Source organism: Chryseobacterium sp. Leaf394 (genome assembly GCF_001424105.1).
Taxonomy (GTDB): domain Bacteria; phylum Bacteroidota; class Bacteroidia; order Flavobacteriales; family Weeksellaceae; genus Chryseobacterium.
On record NZ_LMQH01000011.1, the window covers coordinates 1568457 to 1587201 of the forward strand.

Sequence of the window (18745 nt, forward strand, 5' to 3'; positions counted from 1 at the left end):
CATTCAATTTTAACTAAAAATGAGCAATTTAATTTTAAAAATAAATCCGAAAGACAACGTTTTAGTCGCGCTTCAGGATATCCCTGCGGAAACTGAAATTGTCTTTAAAGGAAATACATACACTACTTTAGAAGCCATCCCTGCCAAACATAAGTTCTTTATGCATGATATGAAACAGGGCGACGAAATCTTTATGTATGGTGTTTTGGTAGGGAAAGTTCAATATGATCTGGCATCAGGAACGAGAATGACGGTGGATAACACAAAGCATGCGGCTGATCCGTTTTACTACCGTGATGTGGATTATCAGTGGACAAAACCTGATGTTTCCAGATTTTTGCATAAAACATTTAAAGGATATTACCGTTCAAATGGTGATGTGGGAACGGCCAATTACTGGCTTTTTATCCCTACCGTTTTCTGTGAAAACCGTAATCTTGATATCATTAAAGAATCTCTGTATGACAGTTTGGGATATGCTGTCGATGCAAAATACAAAGATTACACGCAACAATTGGTAGAGGCAATTTCGGCTGGAGAAAATTTGGATGAAATTGATTTTTCACCATCCAATATTCCCTCGAAAGAAAGAGTTTTTAAAAATGTAGACGGCATCAAATTTCTGAATCACACCGGCGGTTGCGGCGGAACAAGGCAGGATTCGGATTCCCTGAGCAAACTTTTGGCAGCTTACGCAGATCATCCCAATGTGGCAGGAGTAACTTTGTTAAGCCTCGGCTGTCAGCATCTTCAAATAGATAATTTCAAACGGGATTTGTATAACCGCAATCCTGATTTTGATAAACCTTTACTCGTTTTTGAACAGCAGAAAGCGGTCAGTGAAGAAACTATGATCAAAAATACGATTTTTGAAACACTGAAAGGTCTTCAGGAAATTAATACAATCGAGCGTGAAGATGCACCGATCAGCAAACTCTGTGTTGGTGTTAAATGTGGCGGAAGCGATGGTTTCAGTGGCATATCAGCTAATCCGGCGGTCGGACATCTTGCCGATATTCTCTCCGTTTTGGGAGCAAAAGTCTTACTTGCCGAGTTCCCTGAATTGTGTGGAGCCGAACAGGAATTGATTGACAGGGCTGTAGATCAGCCCACCGCAGAAAAATTCATCAGGCTGATGACCGAATATGATGAACTGGCGCACGCTGTCGGTTCAGGATTTTACATGAATCCATCTCCCGGAAATATTAAAGACGGACTTATTACCGATGCCATCAAATCTGCAGGAGCAGCAAAAAAAGGAGGTTCCTCCCCTGTTGTAGATGTTTTAGATTATACTGAGCCAGCAACAAAACCGGGATTAAGTTTAGTCTGCACGCCTGGAAATGATGTGGAAGCAACCACGGGAAAAGCCGCTTCTGGAGCGACTTTGATTCTGTTTACCACAGGACTTGGAACGCCGACTGGAAATCCGGTTTGTCCGGTGATCAAAGTGGCGACCAATACAGTTTTAGCTACGAAAATGTCGGATATTATTGATATTGATACAGGTGCAGTTGTTCGTGGCGAAAAAACCATTCAGGAAATGGGGGAAGATATTTTGGATTTCTGTATTGATGTGGCAAGTGGAAATATTATTCCTAAAGCGGTCGCGTTGAATCAGGATGATTTTATTCCTTGGAAACGAGGGGTAAGCTTGTAAATTTTAAACGCAAAGATTTACTTTCAATGTGAAAATTAAAGGAGCAAAGGGTTGCGACAAGTCGCTTAAGCTTGAAAATATTATATGGTAAATTATCTACAACAACACCTTCAGAATCTTAGCTAAGTGAAACGCCTTTGCGAACTTAAAAGCGGTTAGTAGTTAAGAAAATCTTTGCGCACTTTGCGTTAAAACAAAAACAGAATTTAATAATTAAAATATAAAAATGTTTTCTTTAAAAAATAAAAAAGCCGTTGTAACAGGCGGAGGAAGCGGAATTGGACAGGCGATTGCTGTTCAGCTTGCTGCGAATGGTGCGGAAGTTCATATCCTCGAAATTACAGAACAGAATGGACAGGAAACTTTAGAAAAAATCAAATCAGCGGGGGGCAATGCAAAAGTTTTTGGTTGTGATGTTTCAAAACAGAGAGATGTCTTAGCAGTTTTCGATCAGATCGGAGCGATCAACATTTTGGTCAACAATGCAGGAATTGCACATATTGGTAAAGCAGACACGACCTCAGAAGAAGATTTCGACAGAATTTATAATGTCAACATTAAAGGAGTTTATAACTGTCTGTTTGCTGCGATTCCACAGATTAGAAAATCCGGTGGCGGTGTGATTATCAATATGGCTTCCATTGCTGCATTGGTGGGAATTCCTGACCGATTTGCGTACAGTACAGCAAAAGGTGCGGTAAAAGCAATGACGATGAGTGTTGCCAAAGATTATATCAGTGAAAATATCCGTTGTAATTCGATCTCTCCAGCGCGGGTGCATACGCCTTTTGTGGCTGGATTTTTACAGAAAAATTATCCTGATAATATTGAAGAAATGTTTGAGAAATTATCGAAAACACAACCTATCGGAAGGATGGCTCAGCCTGAAGAAGTTGCCTCGTTGGCGCTGTATTTATGCAGTGACGAAGCATCATTTATTACGGGTGTAGATTATCCTATTGACGGTGGTTTTACTACTTTGAACAATTAAAATTTGTAAATTAAGCTAAACTTTTGATTCGGGCTACACTACCCTAGCCCCGATAGAAACGGCATCCTTTTTTGTCATTGCGGTGGCGAAAAGTTTAACTTATTATCTCAGTTGTCCGCAATGACAAAAAAGATACAGTGGATAGCGGGATTAGCTTCAAATAGAATTATACCTTCTAAAAAAAATAATATGAAATTAATAAAATTCGGAAAACCGGGACAGGAAAAACCGGGAGTCATTATTGATGATAAAAGATATGATGTTTCTCATCTGGTAAAAGATTACGATGAAAACTTCTTTTCCGGTGATGCTATTGAAAATTTGAAATCGGAAATAAATACACAGAATTTACCCGAAATTTCTGCCGATGAAAGATTGGGATCACCTTTGGCCAGACCATCCAAGATCATCTGTGTAGGATTGAACTATAAAGATCACGCAGCAGAGACTAATGCTCCGATTCCGCAGGAGCCTATTTTGTTTTTTAAGGCAACGACTGCAATTGTGGGTCCGAATGACGATCTGATTATTCCAAAAACCAGTACAAAAACCGACTGGGAAGTTGAGCTGGCCATCGTAATTGGAAAAAAAGCAAGTTATGTCTCTGAGGAAAATGCGCTGGGACATGTTGCAGGTTATGTTCTGCACAACGATTACAGCGAAAGAGCCTTTCAGCTGGAAAGAAACGGACAGTGGGTAAAAGGAAAAAGCTGTGATACTTTCGCGCCGATCGGCCCTTTTATTGCGACGCCGGACGAAATTGAAGATGTGCATAATCTGCGTTTGTGGCTGAAGGTGAATGGAGAAATTTTGCAGGACGGGAATACTTCCAATCTGATTTTTGATGTGCCTTTCATTGTGAGCTACATCAGTCAGTTTATGACTTTGCTTCCCGGGGATATTATCAGTACGGGAACGCCTGCCGGTGTCGGTTTGGGACAAAAACCTGAGCCCTGGTATCTGAAACCAGGCGATGTGGTAGAATTGGGAATTGACGGTTTGGGAAGCAGTACCCAGAAAGTAAAAGCATATGGTGAATGAAAAAATTCTGTCTAGCTCTCGACTTAATTGATGACACCGAGATGATTGCTGAATACGAAAATTATCATCAGAATATCTGGCCAGAAGTCAGACAAAGTATTTTGGATTCCGGAATTACAAATATGGAGATTTACCGTATTCAAAATCGGTTATTCATGATTATTGAAGCTGAGGACAGTTTTTCTTTTGAGGCTAAAAATGAGTTAGATCAAAACAATCCGAAAGTTCAGGAATGGGAAGAATTGATGTGGAAATTCCAGCAGCAGTTGCCTCATTCGAAAGAAGGAGAAAAGTGGCGGTTGATGGACAGAATTTTTTCGTTATAAATTAGGTTTGAAATAGATGATCATAGATTCTCACGTACATTTTTGGAATTTTAATCCGGTGCGGGATGCCTGGATTACGGAAGAGATGACGGCAATCCGGAAAGATTTTTTGCCCAAAGATTATTCGTTGCTTTTAAAAGAAAATCAGGTTGATGGATGCGTTGCTGTTCAGGCTGACCAAAGTGATGAAGAGACTGCTTTTCTGGTAGATTTGGCTAAAGATAATCCGATGATCAAAGGTGTTGTCGGCTGGACTGATTTAGCTTATGACAAACTTGAAGAGTCGCTTGAAAATTATCAGTCTGAAAAAATCATCAAAGGTTTCAGACACGTCGCTGAAGGAGAAGAGATCGGTTTTTTACTGCAGAAGAAAATTCTGAATGGCATTTCGAAACTTCAACAGTTTAATTATACTTTTGATATTTTGTTGAGACAGGATCAGCTTTCAGATGCGGTAAAACTTTCGGAGAAACTGCCTGAGCAACCTTTCATTCTGGATCATTGCGGAAAACCGGATTTGAGAACCAATGAATTGAAAGACTGGAAAGAAAATATTTCAGAACTGGCTCAAAACCCAAATGTCTATTGTAAAATTTCGGGACTTTTAACACAGGGAAACTGGAATTTGGCTGACGAAAAACCCATTTTTGAAATTTTTGATTTTGTCTTTTTGAAGTTTGGAATTAAACGGTTGGTTTTCGGAAGCGACTGGCCTGTGATGTTGCTGGGAGGAAATTATGCTTTGTGGCTGAAATTGATTTCAAAATATTTGGGACAATTTTCAAAAGAAGAACAGGAACAATTTTTTTCTGGAAATGCTGTGGAATTTTACAGACTATGATTTTAAAGGCACAAAAGATTTTGACACATGAGTCACATTAGATTTAAGTTTAATGCTTTGAGAATATTTAGAGCACATAAGTTTAAAAATCAAAGATTTTTGTATGGGAATGTAAAAGCTTATGAATTGTTCTGTGCTGATTAAAATCTAAGCTTTGACGTATTCAAACGCCCTTCCGAAAAGAAAAATTTATAAAACAATATTAAAAAAATCTTTACGCTTTTTGCGTTTAAAAAACATAATCCAAAATTATGAACCTACATCTAGACCATAAAGTAATCATCGTAAGTGGTGGTGCGAAGGGCATCGGAAATGCGATTGCGAAAATATTAGCTGAAGAAAATGCATTGCCTATCATTATCGGCAGAAATGAAAATGATAACGGAAAAGCCGTTCAGGAAATCATGGAAAAAGGTGGAAAAGCCGACTTTGTGACCGCTGAACTTTCTCAACCTGAAGAATGCAAAAAAGCCATTGATGAAGTCGTGAAAAAATATGGCAAAATCGATGGGATTGTGAATAATGCTGGTGTGAACGACGGTGTTGGTCTTGAAAATGGTTCTTATGAAGGTTTCATTTCATCTTACCATAAAAATGTGGTGCATTATTATCTTTTGGTGCATCACGCACTTCCCTATCTGAAAGAAAGCAAAGGTTCCATTTTAAATATCGGGAGCAAGACTGCAGAAACCGGACAAGGCGGAACTTCTGGTTATGCTGCATCAAATGGTGCCCGAAATGCCCTGACAAGAGAATGGGCAGTGGAACTTTTGCCCTACAGCATCCGTGTGAACGCAATCATCGTTGCCGAAGCATGGACTCCACTTTACGAATCGTGGATTTCCACTTTTGATAATCCGGAAGAAAAACTGAAAAGTACTACTTCAAAAATCCCTTTGGAAAACCGCATGACGACCTCAGAAGAAATTGCAAATATGGCAGCGTTTCTTTTATCTGAAAAATCTTCGCATACAACGGGACAACTGATTCATGTGGATGGTGGGTATGTGCATTTGGACAGGAGTTTGGGGTAAAGTCGATAATTTTTTTGGTCGACTTTAATCATTAGTGTAAAATTTTACAATTTATTTAAACAAAAATTTGAAAGTAAGAATTATAATCTTCAATAAAATTTTTTATTAACTTTGATAAAAATATGACCAATGAGTTCTAATACGTTACATATAATCAACCAAAAACTGAAAGATGAACCGGAGGAAATTCTCAAACAGGTTTTAGGATATTTGGATGGAATTATTGAAAATAGATCTGAAAAAAATTGGTATGAACATAATTTAAATTACCAATTAACTGATCAGCAGAAACGCGAATTGGATGCAATGGAAAATTTAACGGATGAAGATTTTATGCCTATTGAAGATTTATTTGCTGAAATGAAGGCAAAGTATGGTGTTTAAAATAACCACTACTTCCGAAGCTAACAGAGACATTGCAAATTCTTTCGAATATTACAAAAATGCCGCCGGTAAAAAAGTGGCAGATAGTTTTTTCAAGGATTTTAAATTTACAGTGGGCAAACTAAAAAAAGTTTCTTACTATCAGAAAATCCATAATGATTTCCATCGGTTACCATTTAAAATTTTTCCGTTCATCATTATTTATAAGATTGAAAAAGAAAAACAAATCATCAGAATTTTCAGAGTTTTTCATACCTCACAAAATCCTGAAAAATATCCATAAAAAAAAGCGGAAGAAAAATCTTCCGCTTTTAATTTATCTCGATCCGAAAACTACATCGTCTCCATCTTAAAGCTCATACTCTCAATCACTTTCAGAATAGCTTCAACTGTATCCATTGAGGTTAAACAAGGAACACCGTTTTCAACACTCATTCTTCTGATCTGGAAACCATCTCTTTCAGACTGTTTTCCTTTCGTCATCGTGTTAACAACATACTGAACTTTTCCTTTCTGAATCAGGTCTATTAAGTTTACGCTTTCCTCTCCTATTTTGTATCCAATTTTGCACGGAATACCTTTTTCTTCGAAGAATTTTGCAGTTCCTTCTGTTGCCCAGATTCTGAAACCAACTTCGTGGAATCTTGATGCTAAATCAGCTGCTTCCTGCTTGTGCTTGTCAGCCACTGTGAACAAAATTGAACCGTGCATCGGAACTTTTCTTCCGGCTGCAACCAGTCCTTTGTACAAAGCTTTTTCCAAGGTCGTGTCTTTCCCCATTACTTCTCCTGTAGACTTCATTTCTGGGCCTAAAGAGATATCAACTTTCGTTAATTTTGAGAAAGAGAACACAGGAACTTTTACAAAAACACCTTCTTTATTAGGAACCAATCCGTTTTTGTAGCCTAAATCTTTCAGTTTCTGACCTAAAATCGCTTTCGTAGCAAGATTTGCCATCGGAACATCCGTAATTTTAGATAAGAAAGGAACTGTTCTTGACGAACGTGGATTCACTTCAATCACATACACATTTCCTTCAAAGAGAACGTATTGGATATTCATTAAACCAATCACATTCAATCCTTTAGCTAATCTTTGAGTATAATCAACCAAAGTATCAATTTCTGCCTGAGAAACATTCTGTGGCGGATACACGGCGATTGAGTCACCGGAGTGAACTCCCGCTCTTTCTATGTGCTCCATAATTCCTGGAATAATTACCGTTTCGCCATCGCAAATTGCATCGACTTCCACTTCTCTTCCTGTGATATAACGGTCTACCAAAACCGGCTGATCCGGACTTGCATCTACCGCAAATTCCATGTAGTGCGCCAATTCTGCTTCTGTGTAGACAATTTCCATGGCTCTACCTCCCAAAACGTAGCTCGGACGAACCAATACCGGATAACCAATTTCGTTGGCAATCACAATCGCTTCTTCTTTTGAAGTCGAAGTTTTTCCTAAAGGCTGTGGAATTCCCATTTCCTGAAGGGCTTTTTCGAACTTATCTCTGTTTTCAGCTCTATCCAAATCTTCCAGAGATGTTCCTAAAATCTGAACACCGTAAGCGGCTAATTTATCTGCTAAGTTAATCGCTGTTTGTCCACCAAACTGTACGACAACACCTTTTGGTTTTTCCAGGTCGATGATGCTCATCACATCCTCTTCCGTCAAAGGTTCGAAATATAATTTATCTGAAATCGAGAAGTCTGTAGAAACGGTTTCAGGGTTATTGTTGATGATAATCGCCTCGTAACCCATTTCTTTGATCGCCCAAACCGAGTGAACGGTTGCGTAATCAAACTCAACACCCTGCCCGATTCTGATTGGTCCGGAACCTAAAACGATGATTTTTTCTTTATCAGTAACTACAGATTCGTTTTCCTCTTCATAAGTTCCGTAGAAATATGGAGTTTCAGATTCAAACTCAGCAGCACAGGTGTCTACCATTTTGTAAACCGGCACAATTCCGTTTTCTTTTCTGAAATTGTAAACCTCTCTCTGCGTAGACTCCCATAAATGAGCAATATTCTGATCTGAGAAACCTAATTTTTTAGATTCAATTAAAATATCTTTATCGAATCTGTTAGCTGCAATTGTCTTTTCAAAATCAACTAATTTCTTTAATTTCCAGATGAAAAATTTATCGATTTTACTCCATTCTACGATTTGTTCCCAGTCGTAACCTCTTCTTAAAGCGTCGCAAATGATGAACAGTCTTTCGTCATCACAGACTCTGATTCTTCTTTTGATATCTTCGTCAGTTAAAGCTGCAGCCTGTTTTGTTTTTAAACCTAAATGTCTCAAACCTGTTTCCAGAGAACGTACCGCTTTCTGTAAAGACTCTTCGAAATTTCTTCCGATCGCCATTACTTCTCCAGTCGCTTTCATTTGAGTTGACAGTCTTCTGTCAGCCGTCTCAAATTTATCGAAAGGGAATCTTGGGAATTTAGTTACCACATAATCCAAAGCCGGCTCGAAACATGCGTAAGTTTTTCCTGTAACCGGATTCATAATTTCATCTAAAGTCAATCCCACAGCAATTTTTGCAGCAATTTTGGCAATAGGATAACCAGTTGCTTTTGATGCTAATGCCGATGAACGGGAAACTCTTGGGTTTACTTCAATAATGTAGTAATCGAATGAATGCGGGTCTAAAGCTAACTGCACGTTACATCCACCTTCAATTCCTAAAGCTTTGATGATTTTCAGTGAAGCGTTTCTCAACAGCTGATATTCTCTGTCTGAAAGCGTCTGAGATGGCGCCACAACAATTGAGTCTCCTGTGTGAACTCCCACCGGATCTATATTTTCCATGTTACAAACCACAATCGCGTTGTCGTTTGCATCACGCATTACTTCGTATTCAATTTCTTTGAAACCTGCGATTGATCTTTCGATCAGACACTGCGTCACCGGACTGTATTTCAATCCCAATTCAGCAATTTCCTTCAATTCAGTTTCGTTGGCAGCGATTCCACCACCAGTTCCACCCATTGTAAAGGCAGGACGAACGATCACCGGATAACCGATCTCTTCAGCAAAACGGAGCGCTCCTTCAACTGTTGTTACAATATCAGACTCCGGAACCGGTTCGTTCAATTCTCTCATCAATTCACGGAACAAATCTCTGTCTTCCGCTCTGTTGATTGCTGAAAGTGTAGTTCCCAAAACTTCCACTTTGCACTCTTCAAGAATTCCTGATTTCTCCAATTCTACGGCCATATTCAAACCTGTTTGTCCACCAAGAGTCGGTAAAAGTGCATCCGGACGCTCTTTTCTGATGATGTGACTTACAAACTGAAGTGAAATAGGTTCGATGTACACCTTGTCAGCGATTTCAACATCCGTCATAATCGTTGCAGGGTTTGAATTGATCAAAATCACCTTGTACCCTTCTTCTCTTAATGAAAGACAAGCCTGCGTTCCTGCGTAATCAAATTCCGCCGCCTGACCGATGATAATTGGGCCGGAACCGATTACTAAAATTGTTTTTATGTCGTTTCTTTTCATTTTTAAATTTACCTTTTGTCGTTGTTGAACCCTTTCGGGTTCGGATGATGATTATTTCATCGTTTCCATAGGTTTCACCTACGGCTATTCATGTTGAATCCTTCGGATTCTTTATTTCCACCTTTAATTTGCAGCGAATTACTCGCAGCCCGACTTGAGCGGAAATCCTTTTTTGCCAACCTGAAAGTTCTTTTTTAACTAAATGTCCTGCAAAAAAGATTGGGAGCGGAAGGCGGATTAAGCTGCCCAAATAATTAATTTTCTATTTTTTAAAATCCTCCATCAACGTGATGAAATCATCAAACAAATAATTTGCATCTTCAGGACCAGGACTCGCTTCAGGGTGATACTGAACTGAGAAGCACGGATGAATCTTATGTCTCAAACCTTCGTTTGTTCTGTCATTCAATGCGATATGAGTCTCTATTAAATCTGTTTCTTTAAGGCTATCCTGATCAACAGCGTAACCGTGATTCTGAGAAGTGATTGCTACTTTGTTTTTTTCCAAATCCAAAACAGGGTGATTTCCTCCTCTGTGACCGAATTTTAATTTAAAAGTTTTTGCACCACAAGCCAGGCCAATCAACTGATGTCCAAGGCAAATTCCGAAAATTGGAACTTTACCTAGCAATCCGCGGATCATTTCTAAAGCTTTTTGGTTGTCTTCAGGATCTCCGGGACCGTTGGATAACATAATTCCATCCGGATTCATCAGCAAAATTTCTTCTGCTATAGTATCATGAGAAACAACAATGATATCACAGTTTCTTTGAGATAATTCTCTGATTATTCCTAATTTAGACCCAAAATCAACAAGTATTACTTTAAGTCCTCTTCCCGGATTGGCGTAAGAAGTTTTTGTAGAAACCTGCTCCACCTGATTGGTTGGGAAAGTTGTTGATTTTAATTCTTCAACAGTAGTATTTTCGTCTGCATCTGCATTCACGATTTTTCCTTTCACCACACCTGAGTTGCGGAGAATTCTTGTCAGCCTTCTGGTGTCAATTCCTGAAATTCCTGAAAGATTTTTCTTTTTAAACAGTTCCTGTAAAGTAATCTGAGTTCTGAAATTGGAAGGCAAATCGCAAATTTCCTTTACAATAAGACCTTTAATTGCAGGTTCGATGCTTTCGTAATCATCACGGTTGATCCCGTAATTTCCGATCAGCGGATACGTCATGCAAACAATCTGACCGCAGTATGACGGGTCAGAAATCAATTCCTGATATCCTGTCATTCCGGTATTGAAAACCACCTCTCCTGCTGTCTCCAAATCTGCTCCGAAACCTTCTCCATGAAATACTTCACCGGACTCCAGTATTAATTTTTTCTTCATTTTAACTTTTATCTTTATTTCTATTTTTTACTACTTTAAATCATCTTGTTTTGATGATCTGGCTTTTTTAAACCACCCCGTCAAAAATTCAAGAATTTTTGCCACCCCTCCAGAGGAGGGGAATTTTAGAGCCCATTATTAATTAAAACCTGGCTCTTTTTACTTTTACCTTTTTACTTAAAAGAGAAACCTTTCTCCTCCAAAGCATTTTTCAGAATCGCCATTCTTGCGAAAACACCGTTCTGCATTTGTTTGAAAATTCTTGAGCGTTCACATTCCACCAGGTCGGTATCCATCTCTACGCCTCTGTTGATGGGTGCTGGATGCATGATGATGGCTTCCTTTTTCATTGTTTTTTCTCTGGCTTTTGTCAAACCGTATTTTTTATGATATTCCGAAGCTGAGAAACTCATTTTAGAATCGTGTCTCTCGTGCTGGATTCTCAATAACATCAAAACATCTACATCGTGAATCATCTCATCTACAGAAAGATACGTGCCGTTAATTAAAGCTCCTTCGTCAAACCATTGTTCAGGTCCTGAGAAGTAAACTTTAGCGCCTAATCTTCTCAAAGCTTCTGCATTGGAGTTCGCAACACGGCTGTGTTTTACATCACCAACGATTCCTATTTTCAATCCTTCAAAAGTTCCGAATTCCTGATAAATAGTCAGCAAATCGAGCATACACTGTGAAGGATGATTTCCTGTTCCATCGCCACCGTTGATTACAGGAATGCTAATATTTTTTAATTCATCAAAATAACGGTCTTTCTTATCTCTGATCACGACAAGATTTACCCCAATACTTTCAATGGTCTTCACTGTATCATATAAACTTTCACCTTTGTTGACAGAACTGTTGGATGCATCAAACGGAACGACCTGCAAACCCAATTTTCTTTCGGCAACATCGAAGCTTGTTTTGGTTCTTGTGCTGTCTTCAAAAAACAGATTTGAACAGAAAACTTCGCCTTCAATTTTGGCAGTTTTTCCGTTGGCAAAAGCCAAAGCTTCCGTCAGTATCTTATTGATTTTCTCTGTACTTAGTTCGGTAATCGTAAACATAATATCTTAATTTTTGAACATAAAAAAAGCGAAGAAAATATCTTCGCTTAAAATAAATAAATATCGTAAAGGGCGTCTACGCCCGGTAATTCTAATGATATAAATACTGTGTTATTCATTAGGTGCAAAGATATAACATTTGGGTAACATGACAAAGTGAAACCTTAAAAAAATTAAAAAACTTCAATCACTGGTTATTCTCATTTATTCTTAATATTTTTGTTAGAATTCAAATACAGTTTATGGACGCAAAAGACAGGATGATTCTCAGCATAATTCAGGAAGACTCTACTTTCTCGGTGAAAGAAATTTCTGAGAAAATAGGATTAACCTTTACCCCAACTTATGAGCGCATCAAACAGCTGGAAAAACAGGGAATTATAGAGAAATATGTTGGACTTCTCAACCGTGAGAAGCTGGGTTTGAACATTGTTGTTTACTGCAACGTCCGCCTGAAAGAACAGTCTAAAAAAGTTCTGGAAACTTTCGAGAAAAATATAATGCAACACGATGAAGTTCAGGAGATCATCAGTCTTTCCGGCGAATATGATTATATGCTGAAAATCATTGCGAAAGATATTAATTCTTATAACGATTTTACGGTTAATGTTATTTCAAATATTCCCAGTATTGGGCAATATCACAGTTCGATTGTACTTCATGAGGTGAAAAAGTCGACTAAGTTTAAGATTGATTTGGGATAAATATTTAAAATTGAACCATTAAGAATAGTGACGAAGTTAAGTTTAATTAAGAAAATCTAACGATTTTTAAACCCTGCTTCATTATTCACCTGCGAATCTTAACTATTCTTAATCCCTTAAATTATCTTAATGGTTTAAATCAAACTGTCAACCCAACAATTTATTTTTCAACTTATTAAACTGATATTCAATTTTATCCAAACAAAGATTTCCAATACTTCCCTGATGAGTATGATTTAAATTTTTAATTTCAAAATCAAAGTCGTTATTTTCGATCTCCTGCCCTACCTTTACATAAGCATCACGGAATGAACTACCGTTTTTCACTTCTTCATTAATTTTTTCTACACTGAAAAGATATTGATACTTTTCATCATCCAAAATCCCATCTTTCACCTGAATATTGGGCAAGGTATAGCTTAAAATTTCCAGACATTCTTTCAAAGAATCGATTGCAGGGAAAAGAATTTCCTTTGTCAGTTGCATATCTCGATGGTAGCCTGACGGAAGATTATTCGTCAATAATATAAATTCATTCGGCAACGACTGAATTCTGTTGCAGCGCGCACGAACCAATTCAAAAATATCCGGATTTTTCTTGTGCGGCATAATGCTGCTTCCTGTTGTAAATTCTTTTGGAAAACTTATAAAATCAAAATTCTGACTTAAGTACAGGCAAACATCATACGCGAATTTCCCCAACGTTCCCGCCAAAGTCGCCATTGCCATCGACAACATTTTCTCTGATTTTCCGCGTGTCATCTGCGCATATACCGAGTTATAATTCATCGATTGAAAACCTAAATTATACGTTGTACTCTCACGGTCAATCGGGAAAGATGATCCATATCCTGCCGCCGATCCTAATGGATTTTTATTAATAATACTTTTAACTGAGAAAAGCATTTCCATATCATCCAACAACGCTTCTGCATACGCTCCAAACCATAATCCAAAAGACGAAGGCATTGCGATCTGTAGGTGCGTATAACCTGGAAGCAAAACATTTTTATGCTGATCTGCCAGTTGAATTAATATTTGAAAAAATTCGTTCGTCAATGTTGTGATTTCACGGATTTCATCCAGTAAATACAGTTTTATATCCAATAAAACCTGATCATTCCTAGAACGGGCGGTGTGAATTTTCTTTCCGGTGTCTCCTAATTTTTCAATTAAAATAGATTCAATCTGAGAATGAATATCTTCCGCATTTTTATCAATTTCAAAAGTTCCTTTTTCGATTTCTGCTAAAACTTCTTCCAAAACAGACAACATCTGCACTGATTCTTTATCGGAAATAATTCCAACTTCTGCCAGCATTTTACAGTGTGCCACCGAACCTTTAACATCGTATTTTGCTAAACGCTCATCAAAGTCAAGATCTTTCCCAACTGTAAATTTATTAACTACTATGTTGGTGGCATTATCGTCTTTTTGCCATATTTTTTTCATAATTTTTCTTTTTGTAGATTGTAGACATTAGATATCAGATATTAGACTTTAAAATCTAAAATCTAATGTCTGAAATCTCAAGTCTATAAAACTTTTTCAAGTATCTTAATATAAATCTCAATTCCCTCCGCAATTTCTTCGATAAAAATAAATTCATCTGCAGTATGAGAGCGCCTGCTGTCGCCGGGACCGAGCTTTACCGATGTACATGGAATAATTGCCTGATCGGATGATGTCGGTGAACCGTAAGTTGTTCTCCCGATTTCCAAACCTGCCTTTACAAATGGATGATCCTTGTCGATTTTTGAGGAATTGAGCCTGAAAGATCTTTCAGTCAACTTTGATTTCATCTGTGACTTGATGATTTCAAACGCTTCCTGATTAGAATATTCATCCGTAACTCTCACATCTAATGTGAATTTACACGATTCCGGGACTACATTATGCTGAGCTCCCGCATGAATTCCCGATAAAGTCACTTTAACTTCACCCAAATAATCTGAAACTTTTGGAAATTTGAAATTTAAAATCTGCTGTACATCTTCCATACATTTCACGATTGAGTTATCATCGTTCGGATGAGCGGCGTGAGAAGGAGTTCCTTTCATTTCTCCGTCAATAACCAACAATCCTTTCTCCGCAATGGCCAGATTCATCTGCGTGGGTTCTCCTACAATGGCAAGTTCGATATTCGGAAGCTGCGGAAATAAAGCCTCAATTCCGTCAAATCCCGAAATCTCCTCCTCCGCAGTTAAAGCAATCACTAAATTATATTTTAAATCTTCTTTATCAAAAAAATGCAGAAAAACCTGAGCCATTGATACCAAAGAAGCTCCGGCATCATTGCTTCCCAATCCAAACAGTTTTCCATCTTTTTCAATCGCTAAAAACGGATCTAATGTGTATGCCTTATTTGGTTTTACCGTATCGTGATGGGTATTCAGCAAAATTGACAGCTTGAAAACATCGAAATTTTTATTCACCGCCCAGATGTTGTTTTTAAAACGTTTTGTAGGAATACTGTTCTTTTTAAAAAAGTTTTCAATCTCCACCGACGTATTATATTCATCTTTGCTGAATGACGGAATTTCAATCAGTTTTTTCAGCAAATCCACTGCGTTATTCAGTAATTCTTCTTTACTATAAACAGATTTCAGTTCCTGCATACTGGTTTTCTATATGGTTTTTTAGTTCAGTCTCTTTAATTAAGAACACCTTATTTACATTATTTTGTACGGCTCCAAGAGCATTTTCTAATTTTGGTAAAATTCCTTTGTGCAATTTCCCTTCATTTTTTAAAACAGAAAATTCTCCTTCAGAAATATTTTTAATGACAGATTCAGGATTTTCGACATCTTCCAAAACCCCTGATTTATCAAAGCAATACAATAATTCAACATCATATTTGGAAGATAAAGCCTGAGCAATCACCGAAGCAATCGTATCTGCATTGGTATTGAAAAGATTACCTTTTTTATCGTGTGTGATTGCTGAAAACACCGGAACAAGTTTAAGCTTAATCAATTTTGAGATCAATTTCTTGTTCACACTTTTCTTCTCAATATCACCTACAAATCCGAAATCTATTTCTGCATGTTCTCTTTTTTTAGCTTTAATTAAATTGGCATCAGCTCCCGAAAACCCTATTGCTTTGCACTTTTTCTGCTGAAGTTTTGCCACAATATTTTTATTGATTCCACCCGCATATACCATCGCCACAATATCCAAGGTATCTTTATCGGTAATTCTTCGTCCGTTGATCATTTTCTGTTCAACACCCAGTTTATCAGCCAATGTGGTTGCTAATTTTCCGCCTCCATGAACCAAAATTTTTCGTTCTTTAATTTCAGAAAACTGATCGAGAAATTCGTTCAGTAATTCTTCATCATCGATTAATGCTCCGCCGATTTTTATGATGTATAGTTTTTCTTTCATTATTTAATTCATTTACATAGGATTGCATCCTATTCTGGATTAAGTCGTCCCTTTGAGACTTTGATTGAACTTAATTAATTAAGATGATTTAAAACCTAACGGGTTTTGAAAATCTGTTAGGTTTTATTTTACTTAGAATTCAATCCATCCAAAATTTCAGAGAACACAGCCTGTGCAGAGAAAATTCGGTTTTTTGCCTGTTGGTAAATGATGGAATTTTTACCATCCATTACTTCGTCGCTCAACTCTACATTTCGACGGACCGGAAGACAGTGCATCACTTTTCCATGATTGGTATAAGCTAATTTTTCATTCGTCAGCATCCAGTTTTCTTTTACTTCAGGCATTGCTGCGTAATCCTCAAAAGACAACCAGTTTTTCACGTAAATAAAATCTGCATCTTTCAACGCTTCCTCCTGATTATGAATCACCTTCACATCTTTAGTAAAGTTTTTATCCAAATCATACCCTTCTGGATTGGCGATTACCAATTCAACATCCATTTTCTGCATCCATTCTGCGAAAGAATTTCCTACCGCATGAGCAATCGGCTTGATGTGAGGAGCCCAGGTTAAAACTACCTTTGGCTTGCGCTCTTCTTTCCAGTTTTCTGTAATTGTGATACAGTCTGCCAAACTTTGCAAAGGGTGACGTGTTGCCGACTCCAGAGAAATAACCGGAACTTTTGCATGTTGCTCGAACTGGCTTAAAATGCTTTCGTTAACATCATCTTCCTTGCTTTTCATTCCTGCAAAACAACGAACTGCGATGATGTCACAATATTGATTCAATACTTCAATAGCATCTTTGATATGCTCAACGGTGTCGCCGTTCATTACCGCTCCATCTGCAAATTCCAGATTCCAGGCCTCTTGAGCTGCGTTTAATGTCAGAATATTTAAACCTAAATTCTGTGCTGCAATCTGACTGCTCAAACGCGTTCTCAAACTTGAATTTAAAAATACAAGTCCAATTGTTTTTCCTTTTCCTTTTTCAGTTTCCGAAAGAGGATTTTTTTTAATCTGTAAAGCTTTTTTTATAATTTCCTGTAAGTTGTCAACGTCGCTTACAGAGGTGAATTTTTTCATAATGAATTGGTTGTTTTTACCACAAAAGGCATAAATTTAAACACATGAGTCACATTAGATTTAAGTTTAAAACTTTGAAAATATTTAGAACACATTAGTTGAAAATCAAAGATTTTCATAGACATTAATACCTTTTAAAAAGCATCAAAGATTCTTAAAATGATAAAGCTTTTGTGACTTTGTGGTTAATTAAAAATTATAGATTTTCTAAAACAGTTTTCAGTGCACCAATGAATAGATCGGTTTCTTCTTTTTTAATGTTAAGCGCCGGAAGTATCCTCAACACAGCCTTATCATTGGAGTTTCCTGTAAAAATATGATGATTGTACAACAGGCTGTTCCTCACTTCTGAACAATCCCTGTCGAGTTCAATTCCGATCATCAGGCCTTTCCTTCGAATCATTTTAATATGTGCAAAATCTTTAATTTTATTTTCAATATACTCGCCCATTTCCTGAGCATTTTTGATGAGATTTTCATCTTTTATCACATCTAAAACTGCAATCGCAGCGACACAAGCTAAGTGATTTCCACCGAAAGTAGTTCCCAGCAAACCGTTGCTTGCCTGAAATTTTGGGTGAATCAACACTCCGCCAATTGGGAAACCATTCCCCATTCCTTTTGCTGTTGTGATAATATCCGCTTTAATTCCGAATTCCTGATGAGCGAAAAAATATCCACTTCTTCCGTAACCTGACTGGACTTCATCTAAAATCAAAACCGCATTGTATTTTTCACACAGTTCTTTAATTTTTGTTAAAAATTCAACCGTTGGAATCATAATTCCACCAACTCCCTGAATTCCTTCAATGATTACAGATGAGATTTCACTTCCCTGATTTTCAAAAACGGCTTCAAGCTGTTCGATATTATTCCATTCAGATTTAATGAATCTTTCGTCATAATTTACCGGAGCTACGATTTTTGGATTGTCGGTCACAGAAACTGCCGCCGAAGTTCTGCCGTGAAATGAACCTGAAAAATACAGCACTTTGCTTTTTCCGTTGTGAAATGAAGCCAGTTTTAAAGCATTTTCATTCGCTTCAGCTCCTGAATTACATAAAAAAAGATTGTAATCTTCTAAGCCTGAAAGTTTTCCCAATTTCTCAGCTAACTCTGTTTGTAATTCATTCTGAACCGAGTTTGAATAGAAAGATATTTTATCTAATTGGTTTTTTAACTGAGTTTGATAATGCGGATGGTTGTGCCCGATCGAAATAACCGCGTGACCTCCGTAAAAATCAAGATATTTTTCTCCTTTATCGTCCCAAAGAAATGATCCCTGAGCTTTTACCGGATTGATGTTGAATAATGGATATACTTTGAATAAATTCATTTTTTTTGTTTTAATTAATTTCTTTTGTCTTGAAACAAAG

17 protein-coding genes are annotated in these 18745 nt (G+C 37.4%); 9 read left to right on the forward strand and 8 right to left on the reverse strand.

Annotation, left to right across the window (positions count from 1 at the left end):
- Positions 1-19: 19 nt before the first annotated feature.
- The 8 genes from ASG21_RS11740 to ASG21_RS11775 all read left to right on the forward strand — a co-directional run bounded on the left by ASG21_RS11740 (position 20) and on the right by ASG21_RS11775 (position 6560).
- Entirely contained in the window at positions 20-1660 is a 1641-nt protein-coding gene (locus ASG21_RS11740) for an altronate dehydratase family protein (RefSeq protein WP_056080096.1), read from the forward strand.
- 226 nt (positions 1661-1886) lie between these two features.
- On the forward strand, positions 1887-2651 hold the full coding sequence (locus tag ASG21_RS11745) for an SDR family oxidoreductase (RefSeq protein ID WP_056080099.1): 765 nt from the start codon (positions 1887-1889) through the stop codon (positions 2649-2651).
- 189 nt (positions 2652-2840) lie between these two features.
- Positions 2841-3692: a fumarylacetoacetate hydrolase family protein gene (locus tag ASG21_RS11750; protein ID WP_056082365.1), complete on the forward strand. Its 852-nt coding sequence runs from the start codon at positions 2841-2843 to the stop codon at positions 3690-3692.
- Entirely contained in the window at positions 3689-4018 is a 330-nt protein-coding gene (locus ASG21_RS11755; RefSeq protein ID WP_056080102.1) for an L-rhamnose mutarotase, read from the forward strand. Before ASG21_RS11750 ends, ASG21_RS11755 begins: the two co-directional genes overlap by 4 nt.
- A gap of 16 nt (positions 4019-4034) precedes the next feature.
- Entirely contained in the window at positions 4035-4859 is an 825-nt protein-coding gene (locus ASG21_RS11760; protein ID WP_241773489.1) for an amidohydrolase family protein, read from the forward strand.
- A 251-nt stretch (positions 4860-5110) separates the two neighbouring features.
- Positions 5111-5893, forward strand: a complete 783-nt coding sequence (locus tag ASG21_RS11765) for an SDR family oxidoreductase (RefSeq protein ID WP_056080105.1) — start codon at positions 5111-5113, stop codon at positions 5891-5893.
- Positions 5894-6022: 129 nt separating this feature from the next.
- On the forward strand, positions 6023-6277 hold the full coding sequence (locus ASG21_RS11770; protein WP_056080108.1) for a hypothetical protein: 255 nt from the start codon (positions 6023-6025) through the stop codon (positions 6275-6277).
- Entirely contained in the window at positions 6267-6560 is a 294-nt protein-coding gene (locus tag ASG21_RS11775; protein ID WP_056080111.1) for a type II toxin-antitoxin system RelE/ParE family toxin, read from the forward strand. The genes ASG21_RS11770 and ASG21_RS11775 overlap by 11 nt, the downstream gene beginning before the upstream one ends.
- Positions 6561-6610: 50 nt before the next feature.
- Here the strand turns inward: ASG21_RS11775 and carB are convergent, their stop codons facing one another.
- The 3 genes from carB to ASG21_RS11790 all read right to left on the reverse strand — a co-directional run bounded on the left by carB (position 6611) and on the right by ASG21_RS11790 (position 12190).
- Positions 6611-9790, reverse strand: coding sequence for a carbamoyl-phosphate synthase large subunit (gene carB / locus ASG21_RS11780; protein ID WP_056080114.1), 3180 nt, complete (start codon positions 9788-9790; stop codon positions 6611-6613).
- A 262-nt stretch (positions 9791-10052) separates the two neighbouring features.
- Positions 10053-11126, reverse strand: a complete 1074-nt coding sequence (locus tag ASG21_RS11785) for a carbamoyl phosphate synthase small subunit (RefSeq protein ID WP_056080116.1) — start codon at positions 11124-11126, stop codon at positions 10053-10055.
- 173 nt (positions 11127-11299) lie between these two features.
- Positions 11300-12190 (reverse strand): aspartate carbamoyltransferase catalytic subunit, encoded by an 891-nt coding sequence (locus ASG21_RS11790; protein WP_056080119.1) that lies wholly within the window; start codon positions 12188-12190, stop codon positions 11300-11302.
- 242 nt (positions 12191-12432) lie between these two features.
- On the opposite strand from ASG21_RS11790, the gene ASG21_RS11795 reads away from it, so the two are divergent.
- Positions 12433-12894, forward strand: a complete 462-nt coding sequence (locus tag ASG21_RS11795; protein ID WP_047442942.1) for an Lrp/AsnC family transcriptional regulator — start codon at positions 12433-12435, stop codon at positions 12892-12894.
- 147 nt (positions 12895-13041) lie between these two features.
- On the opposite strand, the gene argH is transcribed toward ASG21_RS11795, so the two are convergent.
- From argH to ASG21_RS11820, 5 genes are all read right to left on the reverse strand, one after another.
- Positions 13042-14346: an argininosuccinate lyase gene (argH, locus tag ASG21_RS11800; protein ID WP_056080120.1), complete on the reverse strand. Its 1305-nt coding sequence runs from the start codon at positions 14344-14346 to the stop codon at positions 13042-13044.
- A gap of 83 nt (positions 14347-14429) precedes the next feature.
- Positions 14430-15512, reverse strand: coding sequence for a M20 family metallo-hydrolase (locus tag ASG21_RS11805; RefSeq protein WP_056080123.1), 1083 nt, complete (start codon positions 15510-15512; stop codon positions 14430-14432).
- A complete protein-coding gene (argB, locus tag ASG21_RS11810) occupies positions 15487-16281 on the reverse strand; it encodes an acetylglutamate kinase (protein ID WP_056080128.1) in 795 nt (264 codons plus the stop codon). The genes ASG21_RS11805 and argB overlap by 26 nt, the downstream gene beginning before the upstream one ends.
- 128 nt (positions 16282-16409) lie before the next feature.
- Positions 16410-17369, reverse strand: coding sequence for an N-acetylornithine carbamoyltransferase (locus ASG21_RS11815; protein WP_056080129.1), 960 nt, complete (start codon positions 17367-17369; stop codon positions 16410-16412).
- 196 nt (positions 17370-17565) lie between these two features.
- Positions 17566-18705 (reverse strand): aminotransferase class III-fold pyridoxal phosphate-dependent enzyme, encoded by a 1140-nt coding sequence (locus ASG21_RS11820; RefSeq protein WP_056080136.1) that lies wholly within the window; start codon positions 18703-18705, stop codon positions 17566-17568.
- Between the last annotated feature and the right edge of the window lie 40 nt (positions 18706-18745).